General features: G+C 74.4%; 16 protein-coding genes and 1 tRNA gene. 6 read left to right on the forward strand and 11 right to left on the reverse strand.

Annotation, left to right across the window (positions count from 1 at the left end; genetic code table 11):
- Positions 1-39 precede the first annotated feature (39 nt).
- Entirely contained in the window at positions 40-852 is an 813-nt protein-coding gene (locus tag ACFVVL_RS28875; RefSeq protein WP_387680341.1) for an enoyl-CoA hydratase/isomerase family protein, read from the reverse strand.
- A 256-nt stretch (positions 853-1108) separates the two neighbouring features.
- Positions 1109-1669, reverse strand: coding sequence for a GNAT family N-acetyltransferase (locus tag ACFVVL_RS28880; RefSeq protein WP_387680344.1), 561 nt, complete (start codon positions 1667-1669; stop codon positions 1109-1111).
- A gap of 81 nt (positions 1670-1750) precedes the next feature.
- Here ACFVVL_RS28880 and ACFVVL_RS28885 point away from each other — a divergent pair, with 81 nt between their 5' ends.
- Entirely contained in the window at positions 1751-2416 is a 666-nt protein-coding gene (locus tag ACFVVL_RS28885; RefSeq protein WP_387680347.1) for a TetR/AcrR family transcriptional regulator, read from the forward strand.
- Between the two features lie 169 nt (positions 2417-2585).
- On the opposite strand, the gene ACFVVL_RS28890 is transcribed toward ACFVVL_RS28885, so the two are convergent.
- Positions 2586-2661 (reverse strand) — tRNA-Arg (locus ACFVVL_RS28890).
- A gap of 643 nt (positions 2662-3304) precedes the next feature.
- Between ACFVVL_RS28890 and ACFVVL_RS28895 the strand changes: the two genes are divergently transcribed.
- The 5 genes from ACFVVL_RS28895 to ACFVVL_RS28915 all read left to right on the forward strand — a co-directional run bounded on the left by ACFVVL_RS28895 (position 3305) and on the right by ACFVVL_RS28915 (position 8969).
- Entirely contained in the window at positions 3305-3898 is a 594-nt protein-coding gene (locus ACFVVL_RS28895; protein ID WP_387680350.1) for a single-stranded DNA-binding protein, read from the forward strand.
- Between the two features lie 361 nt (positions 3899-4259).
- Positions 4260-5759, forward strand: a complete 1500-nt coding sequence (locus tag ACFVVL_RS28900) for a Cys-Gln thioester bond-forming surface protein (protein ID WP_387680353.1) — start codon at positions 4260-4262, stop codon at positions 5757-5759.
- Between the two features lie 224 nt (positions 5760-5983).
- Complete coding sequence (gene ettA / locus ACFVVL_RS28905) at positions 5984-7648, forward strand: energy-dependent translational throttle protein EttA (protein ID WP_380287614.1); 1665 nt, start codon at positions 5984-5986, stop codon at positions 7646-7648.
- A gap of 117 nt (positions 7649-7765) precedes the next feature.
- Complete coding sequence (locus ACFVVL_RS28910; protein ID WP_380287613.1) at positions 7766-8206, forward strand: acyl-CoA thioesterase; 441 nt, start codon at positions 7766-7768, stop codon at positions 8204-8206.
- 70 nt (positions 8207-8276) lie between these two features.
- A complete protein-coding gene (locus ACFVVL_RS28915; RefSeq protein WP_380287612.1) occupies positions 8277-8969 on the forward strand; it encodes a hypothetical protein in 693 nt (230 codons plus the stop codon).
- A gap of 86 nt (positions 8970-9055) precedes the next feature.
- Here ACFVVL_RS28915 and ACFVVL_RS28920 read toward each other — a convergent pair whose 3' ends face one another.
- From ACFVVL_RS28920 to ACFVVL_RS28955, 8 genes are all read right to left on the reverse strand, one after another.
- Complete coding sequence (locus ACFVVL_RS28920; protein ID WP_387680357.1) at positions 9056-9460, reverse strand: globin; 405 nt, start codon at positions 9458-9460, stop codon at positions 9056-9058.
- Between the two features lie 89 nt (positions 9461-9549).
- Entirely contained in the window at positions 9550-10695 is a 1146-nt protein-coding gene (locus ACFVVL_RS28925; RefSeq protein WP_380287610.1) for an ABC transporter permease, read from the reverse strand.
- Positions 10692-11609, reverse strand: a complete 918-nt coding sequence (locus ACFVVL_RS28930; protein WP_387680361.1) for an ATP-binding cassette domain-containing protein — start codon at positions 11607-11609, stop codon at positions 10692-10694. Before ACFVVL_RS28930 ends, ACFVVL_RS28925 begins: the two co-directional genes overlap by 4 nt.
- A 92-nt stretch (positions 11610-11701) precedes the next feature.
- Positions 11702-12811: an FHA domain-containing protein gene (locus ACFVVL_RS28935; protein ID WP_380287608.1), complete on the reverse strand. Its 1110-nt coding sequence runs from the start codon at positions 12809-12811 to the stop codon at positions 11702-11704.
- 139 nt (positions 12812-12950) lie between these two features.
- A complete protein-coding gene (locus tag ACFVVL_RS28940; RefSeq protein ID WP_380287607.1) occupies positions 12951-14306 on the reverse strand; it encodes a VWA domain-containing protein in 1356 nt (451 codons plus the stop codon).
- A gap of 233 nt (positions 14307-14539) precedes the next feature.
- Positions 14540-15871, reverse strand: a complete 1332-nt coding sequence (locus ACFVVL_RS28945; protein ID WP_387680366.1) for a PP2C family protein-serine/threonine phosphatase — start codon at positions 15869-15871, stop codon at positions 14540-14542.
- A 3-nt stretch (positions 15872-15874) separates the two neighbouring features.
- Entirely contained in the window at positions 15875-18469 is a 2595-nt protein-coding gene (locus tag ACFVVL_RS28950; protein ID WP_387680369.1) for a tetratricopeptide repeat protein, read from the reverse strand.
- Positions 18469-19899, reverse strand: a complete 1431-nt coding sequence (locus tag ACFVVL_RS28955) for a hypothetical protein (RefSeq protein ID WP_387680371.1) — start codon at positions 19897-19899, stop codon at positions 18469-18471. The genes ACFVVL_RS28950 and ACFVVL_RS28955 overlap by 1 nt, the downstream gene beginning before the upstream one ends.
- Between the last annotated feature and the right edge of the window lie 98 nt (positions 19900-19997).

Raw genomic sequence — 19997 nt, forward strand, 5'->3', positions numbered from 1 at the left:
GTATCGACCGGCCCGTGCGCGGCCGTTCCCCGGTGAGGCTCAGAACCTGGGCGGACGGCGTTCGAGGAAGGCGGCGAGGCCCTCGCGGACGTCCGGCGCCTCGCGGGAGCGGCGCTCCCAGGGGGCGAGGGCCGCGGCGGCCTGCTCCGGCGGGACGGCCAGCGCGGCCTTGACGGCCCCGATGGTCTGCGGCGAGCGGGTGGTCAGCAGCCGGGCGAACTCCAGGGCCGCCGCGTCCAGTTCGCCGGCCGGCAGGACGTGCTCGGCCAGGCCGAGGGCGGCCGCCCTCGGGCCGGGCAGCAACTCGCCGGAGAAGAGCAGGTACTTGGCGCGGGCCGGGCCGACCAGCCGGGCCAGCCGCAGGGTCGGCACCGCCGGGTAGACCACGCCCAGCTTGGCCGGGGTGATGCCGAGCCGGGCGTCCTCGGCGACGAACCGCAGGTCGCAGGCGAGCGCCAGCTGGCAGCCGCCGCCGACGCAGGCGCCGTGCACCACGGCGACGGTCGGGTGCGGGAAGGCCGCCAGCGCCTCCTCGGCGGCCACGTTGACCGCGTGGTAGGCGTCGGCGCGGTCCGGATCGCCGTAGACGTCGGCGAGTTCGCCGATGTCCGCGCCCGCGCTGAAGGTGCCGCCCGCGCCGGTGACCAGCAGGACGCGCACCCCCGGCTCCTCGGCGAGCCGCTTCAGCACACCGGGCAGGGCCTGCCAGATCGCCAGGGTGACGGCGTTGCGCCGGTGCGGGCGGTCGAACTCCAGGACCGCGACGCCGTCCTCGCCGAGGTGGGCGTTGAGGCCGTCGGTCTCGGTGGGCAGCGGGGCGCGCTCGCGCGTCAGCAGCGGCTGGGTGGCCATGGGCACCTCCGGGAGGGTGTGGGTGCGGACACTCTCCCAGAGCGCGGTGGCCGGGGTCGGGGCCGGGCCGCTGACCGGCCACCTCGTCTCGTCACCGCCGTCCGGAACGCCGCTCCGGCCCGCCGGCCGGGCGGGGCGCTGGGGGCGTCGCTGTTCGGCACCGTGCCGGCCGGGGGCACGCGGTGGCCGGGAGCACGCGGTGGCCGGGGGAGCGGCGGGGCCGGTGGAGTCGTCCGCCGGCCCCGCCGTCGTGCCGTCAGGAGGCGGGGGCGCCCTGCGGCTTCCACTCGTGGGCGAGCAGCGACCAGACCTCGCCGTCGTGGTGGACGCCGCCGTGCAGGTAGCTCTCGCGCAGGACGCCCTCCAGGGTGAAGCCCAGGCGCTGGGCCACCGACCGGCTGCGGAGGTTCTCCGGCCGGTTGTGCCACTCGATCCGGTGCATGCCCCGGACGGTGAAGGCGTAGTCGACCAGGTGCCGGACGGCGGTGGTGACCAGGCCGTGGCCCTGGCCGGCGGGCTCGGTCCAGACGCCGATCTCGCAGTTGCCGCTCCTGGCGTCGAACTGCACGAACATCGTGCCGCCGACCAGCGTGCCGTCGCGCCAGATGCCGTAGAGGCGGGCGGTGTCGGCGGCCTGCCGGTCCGCGTAGCGCTGCAGGACCTCGCGGGCCGAGTCGAGGTCGGTGGCCAGCGCGGCCCAGCCGATCCAGGCGTCGATGTGGGCGCGGCCGCGTTCGATGTGCTCCAGGTACTCGGGCGCCTGCCAGGGCTCCAGCGGGCGGAGCTCGGCGTTCTCGGCGAGGGGGACGGCGAACATGGGCGGTGCCTTTCGCGACGAGGGGCGGGGCGGGCGGTCTGCGGCCGTCCGTAACAAACGTTTGGTACGTAAGATAACCCCATGACACCGGCCCGTGGAGATCATGAAGCCCGCCGAACCGAAGTCTCCGAGGCGGTCTGGCGGGTGCTGTCCACCCGGGGTTTCGAGGGGCTCACGCTGCGTGCGGTGGCCGCCGAGATGGGGGCCAGCACCGGACTGCTGACGCACTACTTCCCGAGCAAGAAGGCCCTGGTCGCCCACGCGCTGGACGTCCTGGACCGGCGCTCGCTGGCCCGGCCGCGGCGGCTCGCGCCGGCCGACGGCGGACCGCCGCCGCCGGAGGGGCTGGCCCGGCTGCGGGCGGCGCTGCTGGACGTGCTGCCGCTGGACGGGCCGGGCCGGGCGGGCAACCGGATCTGGGTGGGTTCCTGGGACGTCGCGCTGGCCGATCCGGAGCTCGCCGGGGCCCACGCGGCACGGTACGCGCGGTCGCGCGGGGTGCTGGCGGAGTGCGTCGAGGCCGCACGCCGGCTCGGCGAACTGCCGGCCGGTCCGCCGGTGGCCGAGGTCGCGGCGGCGGCGCAGGCCTTCGTGCTGGGGCTGGTGGTGCAGGCGCTGTTCGCCCCGGCGGAGTTCCCGGCGCGCCGGCAGACGGAGTTGCTGGACGGCTACCTGGCGCGGCTGGTGGCCGGCGGGGACGCGGCCGGCGCGGGGGCGGGTGCGGGCGCGGACGGTCCGCCGGCGTAGGGCGCTTCGCTCCGGGGTGTTTCCGGCACCGGAATTCCCGGGGCGGGTCTTTTCGGGGCGTGCACGCCACGGATGGTCACGGGTGATGCGCGCTCGGTGCCGGGCGTGAAATGCGGGGAGTGCGCGAAGCGCGCGGAGCGTGCGGCGCCGGGCACGGCGCGGTGGTGCGTGGCGCCCCCAGCAGGATTCGAACCTGCGACCTACCGCTTAGAAGGCGGGTGCTCTATCCGCTGAGCTATGGGGGCGGGACGGACGGCGCCCTGGCGGGCGTGACCGTTGCCGGGACGGGGCGGTGGGCGCGCGGCGCCCGCTGACCTCTCCCGTACCTGAGGGTGGGTGTGGGGGTTGGCGGGTCCCTGCCCTGTCGGGGACAGGATAAGGGTGTCCCGTTCCTCGGCCGGGTGTTGCGACACCGCCGTTGGTGTGTCGGCCTCGGTGGAGCGGTCCGATAATCGCAGGTGAAGGCCGTGAGTGCAGCGGTCTGGAGGTGTTCCGCGCCGGACGTTGTGCACTCGTTACGGGGCTGTCTGCCCACCCGTTATGGATTCGGCACGGAGAAAGCGCCACGGCCGAGGCCGGCATCGACGCGGGTGGGGGGCCGTATTCGGGTTCGTTCGGTCGGATGACGTGGGCGGACGGTCGTCGGGGCCACCCCTGGGGGTGTCCTGGGGCGGCGGGGCGGCCCGGGGATTCTTGTCATGGACCCGTGCACATGGGTGTGATCGTCGCACAAAGGCTCAAATTCACCCCTGCGGGCGACAAGGTTTTTCCACAGGCCCGAGTTGTCCACAGGATTACCGATCTCCCTGGTGCGTATTTCCGGGGAAGCGCACTCTCAACCCGTGCCGGTCGATTCCGTACGGTGCAACCGAGAGAGCGGAGCGTGCTGTGAACGAGACCCAGGTGACGGTGATCGGGAATGTCGCCACCGAGGTGACGTACGCCCAGACCCCCGGCGGGGTGCCGGTCGCGAACTTCCGGCTGGCGTCGACCGAGCGGCGCTACGACCGGGCGCGGGACGGCTGGGTCGACGGCGAGACCCAGTGGATGACGGTGACGGCCTGGCGGACGCTGGCGGGGCACCTGATCGACTCGCTGGCGAAGGGGGATCCGGTGGTGGTGAGCGGCCGGCTGAGGGTGCGGGAATGGACGGAGGGCGAGGTGAAGCGCAGTCGGGTCGAGATCGACGCCCGGTCGGTCGGGCACGATCTGAGCCGCGGCACGGCGAGGTTCAGCTGGGCGCCGGGTGCGCGGAGCGGATCTCCGGGGGTGTCCCCGGGGGGATCCGCGGGAGGATCCGGGGGTGGGCCTCCCGGTCGGGCGTCCGGCGCCGCGGCCGGGCCGGAGGGGGCTGCCGGGGCGGCGGGAGCGGCGTTCGGCGAGGCGGTGCCCGGGTGGATCGTGGACGCCCTGCGCGGCCGGCGGCCGGCCGGGGCGGGCGTCGGGGCGGTGGCGGAGGGGGAAAGCGGGGGTGACGCCTAGCGGCTGACGGGGTGTCCGGCGGGCGGTATCACTGTCGACAAATATGTGAATCGAGGACGGTGTTGCGACCCGCACGCGCAATCCCGTCCCGGTTAGCAGAATGATCTCGGAATTCTGGCGGGTCGTCAGCTTGTGGAGACACCGAGAGGGTTGATAACGATACGGATACGGTATCGTCCTGATTTCGCATGGGGGTTTCCGGGCCTCTGACGCTTCATAGGATGCGTCTGGTTCACATCGTGAAGCAGCGCCACAGGGGGCGCGGCAAGCAAGGCGGGCTGCCCATCGGCATGGCCCGGCCCGGAGGGATCCCAAGATGTTCCAGAGGCAGGGGCGGGCGCTTCCCCGCATCACTACTGTCATGCTCGCGACCAGTGTTGCGCTGGCCGGGGGCCTGTTCGCGGCCGGTGCGGCGGCTGCGGCCGACGCCCCCGGCGGGGCCGTCACGGCAGTGATCCAGCCGAGCTTGATGAGCGAGGAGATCGCCATCGAGGGGGGCCACTCCATCCAGGGCGGCCTCTTCACCCTCAAGACGTCCGACGGCGGCGAGATCCAGACGTACTGCATCGACATCGACCACCCGGTCGACATCAGGAGCGGTGTCGAGTACCAGGAGTCCGACTGGAAGTCGAGCTCGCTCGGCCGCCCGGACAAGGCCGAGGACGCCTCCAAGATCCGCTGGATCCTGGAGAACTCCTACCCGCAGGTGACCGACCTCAAGAAGCTGGCCGACGCGGCCGGCGTCAAGGGCGAGCTCACCAAGGAGGACGCCGCCGCGGGCACCCAGGCCGCGATCTGGAAGTTCTCCGACGGCAAGAAGGCCACCCCGGTCGACGCCGAGGCCAAGCAACTGCGCGACTACCTCGTCAGCGAGAAGAACAAGGGCATCGCCGCCGAGCCCAAGCCGTCGCTCAGCCTCACCCCGGACTCGGTGTCCGGCAAGCCGGGCGGCAAGCTCGGCCCGTTCACGGTCAACTCCAGCGCCAACGAGGTGAAGCTCGCCGTCGGCGGCGACTCCGCCGACAAGGTCAAGCTCGTCGACAAGGACGGCAAGGAGGTCAACGCGCTGACCGGCCCGGTCGCCAAGGACACCCAGCTGTTCCTGGACGTGCCCGCGGGCACCCCGGACGGCACGGCCACCGTCGACGCCTCCGCCGAGACCGTCGTGCCCAGCGGCCGCGTCTTCCTCAGCAAGGGCTACACCCCGGCCAAGCACAGCCAGACCATGATCCTGGCCGGCTCGACCAAGCTCGGCGTCAAGGACGCCGCCAAGGCGACCTGGAAGGCCGCGAAGGGCCCGCTGGTCGACAGCAGCGCGGTGGTCGAGTGCGTCGCCAACGGCGTGAAGGTCTCCGTCACCAACGGCGGCGACGAGGCCGCCGCCGTCTCGGTCAAGCCCGGCAAGGACGTCACCGTCCAGCCCGGCAAGACCGAGACCGTGGTCGTCCAGGTCGCCGAGGACACCGCCTACGACATCACGGTGAGCGGCCCGAACGGCTTCACCCAGAACTTCAAGGGCATCCTCGACTGCAAGACCGCCAGCGTGGTCACCCCGAGCCCGTCGGCCACCCCGACCACCGCCAAGCCGTCGACCCCGGCGCCGACCAGCCCGGCCCCGACCACCACCACCGCCAAGCCGGTCACGCCGAGCGCCACCCCGTCGGCCTCCGCCGGCACCACCGCCGCCGCCACTCCCCACCCGGCGCCGCCGAGCACCGCTCCCGGCACCACCGGCGGCCTGGCCCAGACCGGTGGCAGTGACGCCACCCCGGTCATCGCCGCCGTCGCCGGCGGTCTGGTCGTGGCCGGCGGTGCCGCGGTCTTCCTGCTCCGCCGCCGCCGCGGTGGCAACGCCGCCTGAGGCACCCGGACCGTGATCCGGTAGCCCGATCCACGGCGCACCCGGCCCGGCTCCCCGCACCACGTGTGCGGGGAGCCGGGCCGTCGCATGCGCGGGATACCCCGGCGGGGCACCGCGAGGGCCGCTCCGGGAGGGGGACCCGGCGGTTCGGGGCTCCGGGCCGGGTGCGGCACAATGGAAGGCTGCAAGCCGAATTACTCCCGACGACGCCGGAGCGATCTCACGTGGCGGAATACATCTACACGATGCGCAAGGTGCGCAAGGCGCACGGGGACAAGGTCATCCTTGACGACGTGACGCTCAGCTTCCTCCCCGGAGCGAAGATCGGCGTCGTGGGCCCCAACGGTGCCGGTAAGTCCACCGTGCTGAAGATGATGGCCGGCCTGGAGCAGCCCTCCAACGGCGACGCCTTCCTCTCGCCCGGCTTCACCGTCGGCATGCTCCTCCAGGAGCCCCCGCTCGACGAGTCCAAGACGGTCCTGGAGAACGTCCAGGACGGCGTCAAGGAGATCAAGGGCAAGCTCGACCGCTTCAACGAGATCGCCGAGCAGATGGCGACCGACTACTCGGACGCGCTGCTCGACGAGATGGGCAAGCTCCAGGAGGAGCTGGACCACGCCGAGGCCTGGGACCTGGACGCCCAGCTGGAGCAGGCCATGGACGCCCTGGGCTGCCCGCCCGGCGACTGGCCGGTCACCAAGCTCTCCGGTGGCGAGAAGCGCCGCGTGGCGCTCTGCAAGCTGCTGCTGGAGGCCCCCGACCTGCTGCTGCTCGACGAGCCCACCAACCACCTGGACGCCGAGTCGGTGAACTGGCTGGAGCAGCACCTGGAGAAGTACAAGGGCACCGTCGTCGCCGTCACCCACGACCGGTACTTCCTGGACAACGTCGCCGAGTGGATCCTGGAGCTCGACCGCGGCCGCGCCTACCCGTACGAGGGCAACTACTCCACCTACCTGGAGACCAAGCAGTCCCGTCTCAAGGTCGAGGGCCAGAAGGACGCCAAGCGCGCCAAGCGGCTCAAGGAAGAGCTTGAGTGGGTCCGCTCCAACGCCAAGGGCCGCCAGGCCAAGTCCAAGGCGCGTCTGGCCCGCTACGAGGAGATGGCCGCCGAGGCCGACAAGATGCGGAAGCTGGACTTCGAGGAGATCCAGATCCCGCCGGGCCCGCGCCTGGGCAACGTCGTCATCGAGGTGGAGAACCTCAACAAGGCCTTCGGCGAGAAGGTCCTGATCGACGACCTCAGCTTCACCCTGCCGCGCAACGGCATCGTCGGCATCATCGGCCCGAACGGCGCCGGCAAGACCACCCTGTTCAAGATGCTCCAGGACCTGGAGACCCCGGACAGCGGCACGGTCAAGGTCGGTGACACGGTCAAGATCAGCTACGTCGACCAGACCCGCTCCAACATCGACCCGAAGAAGACCCTCTGGGAGGTCGTCTCCGACGGTCTGGACTGGATCAACGTCGGCCAGGTCGAGATGCCCTCGCGCGCCTACGTCTCCGCGTTCGGCTTCAAGGGCCCGGACCAGCAGAAGCCGGCCGGCGTGCTCTCCGGCGGTGAGCGCAACCGCCTCAACCTGGCGCTCACCCTGAAGCAGGGCGGCAACCTGCTGCTCCTCGACGAGCCCACCAACGACCTCGACGTCGAGACCCTCTCCTCGCTGGAGAACGCGCTGCTGGAGTTCCCCGGCTGCGCCGTGGTCATCTCGCACGACCGCTGGTTCCTGGACCGGGTCGCCACCCACATCCTCGCCTACGAGGGCGAGAGCAAGTGGTTCTGGTTCGAGGGCAACTTCGAGTCCTACGAGAAGAACAAGGTCGAGCGCCTGGGCGCGGACGCGGCCCGTCCGCACCGGGCCACCTACAAGAAGCTGACCCGCGGCTGACACCCAGTCGCGAGTGACGACGGCCCGGCAGGCCGCCCGCCCCGTGGGGGCCGGCCTGCCGGGCCGCGGCCCGACCGGCACGCACCGCCGCCGGGCACCGGACGTCGAGGAGAATCCGTGGCACGCCACATCTACGCCTGCCCGCTGCGCTGGTCCGACATGGACGCCTTCGGGCACGTCAACAACGTGGTCTTCCTGCGTTATCTGGAGGAGGCCCGGATCGACTTCATGTTCACCCAGGCCGCCGAGGCCGGGGCCGGCGAGTTCGCGGGCGGCTCGGTGGTGGCCCGCCACGAGATCGACTACAAGCGCCCGCTGGTGCACCGGCCCGAGCCGGTCACCATCGAGACCTGGGTGACCAGGATCGGCGGCGCCTCGCTGACCGTCTCGTACGAGATCAAGGACACCGCCGCGGACGGCACCGAGACCGTCTACGTCCGGGCGTCCACCGTCGTCGTGCCCTACGACCTGGCCGAGGGCCGGCCGCGCCGGATCAGCGCGGTGGAGCGGGAGTTCCTGGCCCGTTTCCTGGACGAGGAGCCGGCCGTCGCGGTCTGACCGCGCCCGCCCCGCCCCCGTACCCGTACGTCCGACCCGTGGGTCCGTTGCCCGGATGTGAGCCGAAGCGTTGAACAGCACCGCCGCCCTCCCCCTCGCCGACACCGGGGAGGCCGCCGACCTGGCCGCCTTCCTGGTCCGCCTGCTGCGCTTCGACAAGGCGGCGGCGGTCCGGTTGCAGGGCGTGCCGCGGCCGGACGGCACCGGTGTGCTGGCCGTCTTCGGACGGCTGCCGCTGGGCGGTTCGGGCGCGCTGGCGGTGCGCACCGCGCGACTGGCGCGGCTCGACGCGCCGTTCGACCTGACCGCCTCGGCCGGGCAGCTGCTGGACGGCGTGGACGCGGCGGCGGACGCCGTCGCGCTGCCCGCCCCGGTCACCGGCCCCTCCTGGGCCGGGCTGCTGCCGCCGCGCACCGGCTGGCAGCCGGTCGGCGCCCCGCCCGCGGCCCGGGTGCGCGAGGAGGTGGCGGCCGCCGTGCGGGAGTTCCGCGAGCGCAGCGAGGCCGTCCCGGAGCACCACCGGACCCGCGCGGTGCTGGACGCGCTGGCCGACGAGATCTGGTCCCGCCCGGTGACGGTGCTGCCCGAACTGCCGCTGCGCGCCGCGCACGCGGCCCAGGTGATCGGCTTCCTGGCCCCGCAGGCCCCGCTGACCGTGCACCGGGCCGGCGGCTGGCTGCGGCTGTCCGCCCCGGCGGGCTCGGTGGCGGTCCGCACGGCGGCCGCGCCCGGCGCGGGCCTCGGCCTCAGCCCGATCGGCTAGCGGTCCGACCGGCCCGCAGCCCGATCGGTCGGCAGCCCGATCGGCCGGTGGCCGGATCCCGCGACGGCCGCCGGGCAACGCCCCGGTCAGCCCTCGGTGTTGATCATCGACGCAGCGGCGTAGGTGAGGTACTCCCAGAGCTGGCGCTCGGCGTCCTCCGGCAGGCCCAGCTCGTCGAGCGCCACCCGCATGTGCTTCAGCCAGGCGTCGTGCGCCGCCCGGTCCACCTTGAACGGCACGTGCCGCATCCGCAGCCGGGGGTGGCCGCGCTGCTCGCTGTAGGTGCGCGGGCCGCCCCAGTACTGGATCAGGAAGAGTGCGAACCGCTCCTCGGCCGGGCCGAGGTCCTCCTCCGGGTACATCGGCCGGAGCAACTCGTCCTCCGCGACGCCCTGGTAGAACCGGTGGACCAGCCGCCGGAAGGTCGGCTCGCCGCCGACCTGCTCGAAGAAGGTCTCCTCGCTGAGCGTGTCACGCCGGATCTCGTTCACCCGACCATGGTCGCAGACGGCGGCGGGGCCGTACACCGGGACCTGGGGACCAGGTCCGCGGACGTACGACCCCGCGCGGCGGACAGACCCTAGTCCTCCCAGCGGAACAGCTTCCAGGAGATGCCGGTCAGCACGGCGGCGAAGAGCAGCAGCCCGCCCATGGTCGGCAGCGCGTCCATCACGCCGCCGCCCCGGGAGAGCACCGACTGCGCCGAGGTGACCAGGTGCCTCAGCGGCAGCGCCTCGGAGATCGCCCTGAGCCAGCCCGGCATGTCGTCGGTCGGGAAGAACGAGCCCGACAGGAACGACATCGGCAGCACGATGATCTGCGAGAGGCCGTTGGCCGCCTCCTCGGTCTTGGCGATCGAGCCGGCCAGCAGGCCGATCGACATGAAGGCGACGGTCGCGCAGACCACCAGCGGGATCACCAGCCACCAGTCGCCGGTGAGCTTCAGCCCGAAGAACGGCGTGGTGGCCACGACCAGGAAGACCGCGGTCTGGGCGAGCGCGGTCAGCACCGAGACGGCGACCCGGGAGGAGATGATCGACCCGGCGCTCACCGGGGCGAGCCGCAGCCGCCGCAGCACCTTCTTCTTCCGCCAGCCGACCAGGGTCAGCGAGGCGCTGAACACCGCGCCGGTGGCCACCGCCCAGCCCAGCAGGCCGGGGGTGAGGAACTGGATCGGCTTGAGCGCCTCGTCCTCGACCGGGGAGCTCTCCAGGACGAACGTCGGGGGCTTGCCGCTGGCGGCCTGGTTGGCCTGCTGGACGACGGAGTTGACGATGCCCTGGACGGAGCCGGCGCGGACCTGGTCGGCGGCGCTGTAGCGCACCACGACCCTGCCGTCCGGTCCCTCCTTGATCATCGCGTCGAGGTCGCCCTTGCGGACCTTCTCCAGGGCGGCGGCCTCGTCGTCGCTCCTGGTGATGGTCAGCACCTGCTCCAGGCCGGCCCGGGCCTCGCCCCGGACCGAGTCCAGCAGCCGGACGGCGCCGACCTGCTCCACCTTGGCGTGCGGGCTGGAGGCGCCCTTGAGCAGGGTGCCGAACAGCAGCAGGAACATCAGCGGGAAGAGCAGGACGAAGAACAGCGCGGTGCGGTCGCGGACGAAGGCGACCAGCATCACCCGGGAGAGGCTGACGAAGGCGGAGACCCGCTCGCGCTCCTCCGGTGCCCGGGGCGGGCCGCCCGGCGCGGGGGCGGCGGGGGCGGCCGTGGTCGGCTCGGCGCTCATGCGCGGTACTCCCGTCCGGTGAGCTGCAGGAAGACGTCCTCCAGGGTGGCGCCGCGGACTTCGAGACCGCGCAGCGCGCCCTGCTCGGCGAGCACGGCGAGCACCGGCGCGGGCAGGCGGGTGGACAGCTTCAGCGAGACGCCGTCGTCCTCCAGCGAGGTGATCTCCGCCCCGGCGGCGGTGAACAGCTCACGCGCGGTGTCGAGGGCCAGCAGGCCGGACTCCACGCTGATCCGGACGGTGTCGTCGATCTCGCGGACCAGCGCGGCGGGCGCCCCGGTGCGCAGGATCCGGCCGCGGTCCATCACCGAGACGCGGTCGCAGAGCACCTCGGCCTCGTCGAGGTAGTGGGTGGTCAGCACGACGGTGCGGCCCTCGGCGTTGATGTCGCGCAGCAGGTCCCAGAGGTTGCGGCGGGCCTGCGGGTCGAGGCCGGTGGTCGGCTCGTCCAGGAACACCAGCTCCGGGCCGTGGACCAGGGCGCAGGCGATCGAGAGCCGCTGGGCCTGGCCGCCGGACATCTTGTCGGTCATCACCCCGGCCGACCCGGTCAGGCCGACCCGCTCCAGCATCGCGTCGGCGCGCCTGGGGCCGACGCCGTAGAAGGAGCCGAAGGTGCGGATGGTCTCCCGCGCCGTGAGCTTGTTGAAGAAGGCGGAGGCCTGGAACTGCACGCCGATGCGCGGCAGCAGCTGGGGGTTGCGCGGCCAGGGCGCCATGCCCAGCAGCTCGATCCGGCCCTCGTCGGGCTTGCGGATCCCCTCCAGGATCTCCAGCGTGGTCGTCTTCCCGGCACCGTTCGGGCCGAGGATTCCATAGAATTCGCCGGTCTCGACGGTGAGTGACACCCCGTCGACGGCCTGCACGTCCCCGTACCGCTGACGGATTCCGTCGGCGGATATTGCAGCAGTCATAGGGACTGAGGGTAGGGGCGGCAGGCCGTCGCGGGGAGTTGTCCAACCATCATTTGATGATCATTTTTACAACAGTGCCGAGTGACGGTCCGTCAGGCGCGGTGCACGGTGATCGTCGTCCAGGCACCGATGTGGATCCGGTCGCCGTCGCTCAGCGGGATCGCGGTGTGGGGGGCGACCGGCTCCGCGCCGCCGTTCACCGTGGTGCCGTTGGTGGAGTCCTGGTCGACCAGCACCCACCCGCCGTCCGGCTGCTCGGCCAGCAGGGCGTGCTGGTGCGAGGCGCCCGGGTCCTCCGGCGCGACCGAGAGGTCGATCTCCGGCACCGTGCCGCGGTGCTGGCTGCGCCGTCCGATCCGCAGCTGGCCGCGCCCGGTCAGCGGGATCCGCCGCTCGGGGCAGTACGGCGGGAAGAACAGGCCGGCCGCCTCCGGACCGCTGCGGGCCATCATCGCGGTGAAGTACTCGCGGTCGGCCGCGATCACCGCGAACCAGGTGGTCCGCACCGGCTCGGCGGGCGGGCCCTGCGGGGGCACCGGCGGGGCCAGGTGGAACGAGGTGCCGAACTCGTCGCCGCGCCGGGCCGGACCGGGCTGGGCGTAGACCGGGCCGGAGTCCTCGCGCGGCTGCGGCGCGCCGTACGGCCCGTCGGGCCGCGGCTGGGCCTGGCCGGGGGCGGGCAGCGGGGCCGGCGGCGCGGCCTGCTGGGCGTGGGCCGGCGGCGGGTAGCCGTAGCCGGAGGGCTCGGCGGACTGCGGCGGCAGCGGCGGGGCCTCGCCCGGGTACGGCGCGTGGTGCAGGCCCTGGGGCGGGCCCTGGTGGTGGCCGTGCTGCGGGGCGGCCGGGGCCTCCGGAGCACCGCCGTACGCCGCCGGGATGTTCAGCGGGGCGGGCGCGGGCTGCGGGGCCGGGGCGGGCGGGAAGGGCTGCGGGGCGCGCTGCGGGGCCGAGAGGTCGTAGTCGTAGCCGCACTCCTCGCAGAACCGTCCGGTCTGCGGGCTGCGGCAGATCGGGCAGACCGCCAGGCCCTCGGTGAGGTCGGGGAAGCCCTGCGGGGGCGGGGGAACGGCCCCGGGCGGCGGGAGCGCGCCGGGGGGGAGCGTCGCACCGTACGGTGCGCCGGGAGCGGCGGGCGCGCCGTGCGCCCCCGGGTGCCCGGGCGCGCCGGGCGGCGGTGGCGGCAGCGGCTGCGGCGGTGTCATCGGAAAACCGCAGAAGTCGCACCAGTCCTCGGCCTGCGACTCATGGCCCCTCGGGCAGATCGGCATCAGGTCCCCCCTCAATTCCAGCCCGGCCGGGGCTGAGCCCGGCCGGTTCGCGGCCCGGTCGGCGCTTCGGCGGTCACTTCTTCACGCGGACGGTCTTGGTCGACCGGGTCTCGACGATCATCGAGTCGGCCTCGCTCACGTTCTTACGGAACCGAACGGTACCCTCCCTCGGGTCCACCACGTCCACCACCTTCTGCAGCAGCCGGAAGGTGCCCTCGTTGCCGGTCTCGTGCGCGATCCGCACGGCGGCCCCGAGCCTCGCGGTGGCCCGGTGGACGTCCCCGGCGCGGTGGGCCTCCATGCCCTCCCGGACGGCCGCGGCGAGCTCCGCCTGGCCGGTGTAGTGGGCGACCTGCGGGCTGATCCGGGTGGACGAGGCGAGGTCGTCCGTCCAGACCGCCTTGACCAGGCCCTGCGACAGCACCTCGGGCGTCCCCCCGGCGACCGACGGCGGCAGGACCAGGCTCACCCGGGCGGCCAGCATCTCGTTGCCGACGGCCGCGGAGGGCACCTCCACGCAGACGTGGTAGTCGCGGCTCTCGTCGCCCCACGAGCCGGTCGGGTAGTCGCCGGCCCGCGGCCCGGCCTCGGAGCGGCGGTCGGTGAGGTCCTCCAGCGCGGGGGCGACCTGCTTGACGAACTTGACCACCGCGTTGGCCGGCGTCCAGATCCGCAGCGCGACGTCGGCGATCTGCTTGCCCATCGCGCCGGCCATCATCGAGCGGAAGTCCTCCGCCAGTCCGGCCGGCTCGGGGACGATATCGACGGTGCCGAGCAGCGCGGAGGCGATCTTGCGCAGCTCCTCCACCCGCCAGTCGGTGCCCACGCCGCGGCAGTCGGCGGTGAAGTGGCCGGTGACCCGGCCGATCGCGCGCTCCAGGTCGGCGGCGGTCTCGTGCTCGTTGTTGCCGTCGGTCAGCAGGATGGCGTGCCGGATCGGGATGTCGGCGCGGGTGAGGAAGAGCTGGTCGGCCTTGGTGAGCCAGCTGCCCATGGCGGTGCCGCCGGCCGCGGTGAGCCGGCGCAACGACTCCTTGGCCCGGGCCCGGGTGTCCGCCGAGGCGACGGCGAGGGTGCCGTCGCCGGGGAAGATCTCGCGGGCCTCGTGGGTGCCGGCGACCACGGCGAAGGCGACGCCGTCGCGGATGGTGTCGATGGCGGCGGCGGTGGCCTCGCGGGCGCCGCGCAGCTTGCTCGACGGGTAGTCCATCGAACCGGAGCAGTCCACCAGGAGGACCACGGCGGCGGACTGCCCGGCGCCGCCCGGTGCCGCGTCGGTGACGCCGAGCGGCCGCCCGCCGGAGGTGCCGCCGCCGGTCGCGGTCACGGTGACGATGGCGTTCACCTCGCGGGCGCCGTCCGCGAGGTACTCGTTCTGGAAGATCTCCACGTCGAACCTGGGCAGGTTCGGCTTCGCCAGTGTTGCCATGGGCCGGTGGCTCCCGTCGGGTGGTCGGTTGGTGCGGGGGCTGCTGTTCGCGGCGGCCGGGTGGCCGTCCGGTGGGCGGAGCGTGCTGGGCGGAACGCGGTGGGCGGACGGGCGGTGGGCGGAACGCGGTGGGCGGACGGGCGGGGCGCGGTGGGGGCGGACGCGGTGGCGGCCGGGGCGGAGCGTGGTGGGGCCCGCGCCCGGGCGGGCGCGGGCCCCGGGGACCGGCCGGGTCAGCGGGCCGGGGGCACGGTCGGACGGGGCGGGACGGCGGGCGGCGGCGGGACCGCCGGCAGCGGGGGCAGCGGGGCGGCGGGGGAGCCGATCACCGGGATGTCCGGCAGGGTCGGCTCGTACTCCTCCTCGTCGTCCGCCGCGCCGGCCGCGGCCGGGCCGCCCGCGGTGACCAGCGGCAGGTCGAGGGCGGTGGCGGTCCGGGCGTCCTCGTCCGCGGCCGCCGGCGGCGGGTCGATCGGCAGCACGGCGACGGTGATGTTGTCGTGGCCGCCGGCCGCGACGGCGAACTTCACCAGCTCCTGTGCGGCGGCCAGCGGTTCGGTGCGGGCGTCCGGACGCACGTGGTACGCCAGGTCGGTGGCGGCCTCGGCGTAGTTCCACAGCCCGTCGGTGCAGACCAGCAGCACCCCGGGGTAGTGCGGGGTGAAGCCGATGACGTGCGGCACGACCTCCTCGGCGTCCGCGCCCAGCCAGCCGGTGATGGCGTGGGCACGCGGGTCCGCGTACGCCTCGGCCTCGTCCATCAGCCCGGCCTCGACCATCCGGGCGGCCCAGGAGTCGTCCTGGGTGAGCCGGAACGGCACGGCGGCGGCCCGGTCGTCGGGGATCCAGTAGGCGCGGGTGTCGCCGACCCAGCCGATGGTGATCCGGCCGCCGGACGCGATGGCGCTGACGTAGGTGCAGGCGGGCGCGTTGACGTCGGGCCGGCTCGGGCGGGTGCCGTCGGTGGCGAGCGCGGCCACCGCGTCGGCCGCGTCGGCGACCGCCCGGCGCATGGCGTCGGTCGGGTCGGTGCCTGCCTCCAGCGAGCTGAGCAGCGACTCCGAGGCGGCGTCGACCGCGGTCTCGGAGGCCTGGTCGGGCCGGTCGGAGGAGGAGACGCCGTCGCAGACCACGGCCACCACGACCGGCTCGCCGCCGGGCAGCGAACTGGCGGCGACGGTGAAGGAGTCCTCGTTGCGGTGGTGGCGCACCCCGCGGTCGCTGACCCCGGCGACGCCGGCCAGCGCCTTCTCCATGTGGTCGCGCGGCCGCGGCTGGGCGCGGCCGCAGGCCTCGCAGTAGCCGTCGGCGGTCACCTGGTGGAGCCCGCAGTGCGCGCAGGCGGTCGTGCCCGGCGCGCCCTGGCCGCCCTGGGCCGGGACGGCGGGCGTGTTGGGCAGGGTCGGCGGGTGGTCGTCGTCGGCGCCGGCCCGGGCGGCGGACCAGCCGGCCGGCATCGCGCCGGGGGCGGGCCGGCCGTCCCGGCTCGCCCCGCAGGAGCCGCAGAAGACGTCCTCCGGGTCCATCGGCTCGGCACAGCTCTGGCACACGGTCTGCTGCGGCATCTGTTACACCCACGTCCTGGGACGGGCCCGGTTGGCCCGCTCCACCATCTCGATCCTTGTTTCGGCCCGGTCGGCCAACCGGGCGAGTACCCGGTAGGACTGCTCCAGGGCGAACCGCAGTTCCCTTTCCACCGCGGGCCGTCCCAGCACGCTGACCCCGCCGGCCGTCCCGCCGGGGGATCCGGCGGTCACCCAGCCGAGCGCCGCGCCGAGCACCTCGACGGCGAGTTCCTCGCGGCGGCGGTCGTCCAGGCGCAGCGCGGTCAGCTGCTCGGAGCTCGCGCCGAGATCGGCGCCGAGCGGGTCGGTGGGGGGCCGCTCGCGCAGCCGGGCCCGGACGGCGGCGATCCGGGCGGCGGTGTACTGGCTGGAGGTGGCCGGGACGGACTCCAGGACGGCGACCGCGCCGGCCCGGTCGTCGCCGGCGAGCCGGACCCGGGCCAGCCCGAAGGCGGCGCTCAGGTAGCTCTGGTCGGTGCTCCACACCAGACGGTAGAACTCGGCCGCGTCGCCGCCGTCGCCGAGGAGTTCGGCGCAGGCGGCGAGGGCCAGCTTGGGGGCGGCCTCGCCGGGGAAGGCGTCGTAGACGGCGTCGAAGGCCTCGGCGGCGGCGCGCAGCGCCTGCTCGCGCGCGCCCGCCTCCGGGGCGGGGTCCGGGCCGTCCTGCGGCTCGGCGGCGGCCAGCGAGGCCAGGCCCCGGTACCAGACCACCCGCCAGTCGTCCGGGTGGTCCTGCTCCAGTGCGGCGAGCGCCTCGGCGGCCTGCCGCGCGCTGCCGAGTTCGAGCAGCGCGCGCAGCGCCCGCAGCCGGCGCTCGATCGAGTCGGCCGGGGCGCCGTCCAGTGCGGCCAGCGCCTCCTGCGGGTCGGTGGCGAGCAGGGTGGCGAGGAAGCCGGCGTTGGGGTCGGCGGGGTCGATCCGGGGGACGGGCAGGGCGAGCGCGGTGGCGCGCGGGTCGACGGCGGCCAGCCGCAGTTCGCCGGGCCATTCGGTGGGGGCCACCAACTCGGTGTCGACGACGCGCAGTTCGGGGCCGAACAGGGTGGAGGGCGCGGGCCGGGCCCGGCCGTCCTGGAGCGCCAGCACCTCGCGCAGCACACCGGTGAGCTGGTCGGCCATCTCCTCGGCGGAGGCGAACCGGCGGGCCGGGTCGGGGTCGGTGGCGCGCACCAGCAGCCGGTAGTAGGACTCGTAGGCGGCGAAGGCGGGCACGGACTCCGGGCCGGGCAGGGTGTCCCGGTAGGTGGTGGAGTAGCCCTGGAAGTCGAAGCTGAGGACGGCGAGGGTGCGGGCCACCGTGTAGAGGTCGGAGGCGGGGGAGGGGCCGTCGGTGGCGATCTCCGGCGCCTGGTAGCCGATGGTGCCGTAGATCGGGCCCTCGTCCTCGAACCGGCGGACGGCGCCCATGTCGATGATCTTGAGGGTGTCGCCGCTCTGGATCACGTTGTCGATCTTGAAGTCGCAGTAGACCAGGCCCCGCTGGTGCAGGTAGCCCAGCGCGGGCAGCGCCTCCAGCGCGTAGGCGATCGCCTGCTCGACCGGCAGCGGGTCGCGGCGGTTGTCCGGGGTGCGGCGCTCGTTGGCGATGTCCTTGAGCGACTTGCCGCCGACGTACTCCATCACGATGTAGCCGTCGGTGGCGCCGGTCCGCAGGTCCGGGTGCTCGGCGAAGTTGATGATGCGCACGATGCTCGGGTGGTCCACCTCGGCCAGGAACCGGCGCTCGGCGACGGCCACCGCGAGCGCGTCCTCGTCCCCGGTGTCGAGCAGGCCCTTGAGCACCACCCACTTGTCGTTGACCCGCCGGTCCACCGCCAGGTAGATCCAGCCGAGGCCGCCGTGGGCCAGGCAGCCCACCACCTCGTACTGGCCGCCGACCAGGTCGCCCCGGCGCAGCTTGGGGGTGAAGGAGTACGGGGTGCCGCACTTGGTGCAGAAGCCCTCCGGGCGGCCCGGCGTGCCGTTGCGCTCGCGGCCCACCGGGGCGTCGCACTTGGAGCAGTACCGCTTGCGCTCCGGCACCTCCGGGTTCTCCAGCACCGCCGCGGCCGGGTCGGCGGCCGGGACGCTGGGCACCGTCACCAGGCCGGCGCCGAGGCGGTGGCGGTTGGCGGTGGCGCTGCCGCGGCTGCTGCGCACCGAGACCGAGCGGCCGCTGCCGGTGCGGGTCGAGCGGTGCGAGCGGGAGCGGCCGGACAGCGAACGGGCCGAGGCGCTGCGGGCCGAGGAGCGGGCCGATCCGGTGTCCGGGTCGAACACGATCTCCAGGGTGGAGGTGTACGCCGTGGAGCCGGACGTCGGGGCGCCGCCGGCCGGGGCCCCCGGTCCGGGCGGGGTGAGGCCGCACTCGTCGCAGTAGCCGTCGGTGTCGATCGTCCCGGCGCAGTCGCGCGGGCAGGGGGAGCCCGCGCCCGCCGGGGCGGACGGCGTCGGCCCGGTGGCGCTCGTCCCGGTGCCGCTCGCTCCGGTGGCGCCCGTCCCGCCGGTGGTCCGCACCGACGAGGTGCCCTCCGGCGCGAGCCCGCACTCGTCGCAGTAGCCGTCCGCGTCGATCGTCCCGGTGCCGCCGCACTCCGGCCGCCCGCACGTCTCGCCCATCACCCTCGGCCCCCCTCTACCCGTCCGTCGACAGCCTGTCCGTCGACCGGCTCCCCGCCGGCCCACGCCCCGCCCTGCTCCGCCCCGCCCTGCTCCGCCCCGCCCGGCGCGATGCCGCCCCCCGTGCTCCCGTCGGGCTCCGCCGCCGGGCGCAGCGCCTGCTGGAAGCGGGCCACCGCGGCGGCCGCCGCCCGCAGGTCGCACGGCGCGCTCCACAGCAGCCAGCGCGCCTTCTCGTACCGCTCCACCACCTCCGGGTCCTCGGCCATCCGCAACCGGGCCGCCATCGCCTTGTACGCGTCCAGGCGCCCGCGCAGTTCGGCCCGGACGGCCAGCGGCTGGGTCACCTCGGTCAGCGACTGCCGGGCCCGGGCCAGCTCCTTGGCCGCCGCGTCCTCCAGCGCGTCCAGCAGCGGCGCCAGCCGGTACCACTGCCCGCTCTGCCGCAGGTCCAGGGCCACCACGATCCGTTCGCGCAGCGCCGAGGCCGGGCCGGGGACGGCCGGCACCTCGGTGGCGGCGATCTTCGCCAGCACCTCGCCGCGCGCCCGGCGGGCCTCGGCCAGCGTGGCGTCGGCCCGCTGCAGCAGGTCCCCGACGCCCTGCAGGCGCTCCTCGGCGTCGTCGCGCAGCCGCAGCAGGTTCTCCAGCTCCAGCCGGACGTCGTCCAGCGCCCGCCCGGCCAGGTCGAAGCGTTCGGTGTCCACCACCCCGGACGGCGTGGCGAGCGCGCCGCCGTCCGGCACCGTGCCGCGCTGCGCGGGGACGCGGGCGGGCCGCCAGAGCGCCAGCGGGTCGCTGCGCACCTCGGTCCGCAGACCGCCGAGGTCGGCGTCCAGCGCGTCCAGGTCGTCGCCGAGCGGGTGGGTGCCGGAGCGCACGCCGAGCGAGGCCGCCAGGGTCTGCACCCGGCGCAGTTCGGCGATCAGCAGGTCGATCCGGGCGGGCAGCGCCGTCCAGACCGCGTCGGCCGCCGCGACCACCTCCAGGACGGTGGCGTACCAGGCGTTCATCCGGTCCATCAGCCCGTCCAGGCTGACCCGTTCGACCAGCCGGGCGGGTGCGCCGAGGCGCTGCGGGCCGTCCGGCGCGCCGCCGGGCACGGTGACCGCGTCGCCGGTCAGCAGCTCGCTCAGCTCGGCGAGTTCGGGCGCGCCGGGCCTGGCCTTGCGGGCCCGCACCGCGCGGGCCGAGGCGAGCGCCTCGGAGTAGCGGTCGAACAGCGCCCAGAGCAGCGGCACGCCCTGCCCGGCGACGGCCCAGCGCTCCTGGGTCCGCCCGGCCAGCGCCGCGCCGTCGAGCAGGCGCAGGCCCGGGTGGTCCTGGAGGGAGAGCAGCGCCGACTCGACCGCGTCGCGTTCCGCGCCGAGGCGCGCCAGCGCGCGGTCCACCTCCTCCCGGCTCAGGACCGGGCCGGCCGAAGCCGCCATCGCTCTCTCCCCTCCTCCGCCCGCTCCGCTCGCTCCACCTGCACCGTTCCGCGTCCCCGGGGACCGCTGCCGGCCCCGGCGGGGGCCGCCGGACAGAC

Source organism: Kitasatospora sp. NPDC058115 (assembly GCF_042884635.1).
Classification (GTDB): domain Bacteria; phylum Actinomycetota; class Actinomycetes; order Streptomycetales; family Streptomycetaceae; genus Kitasatospora.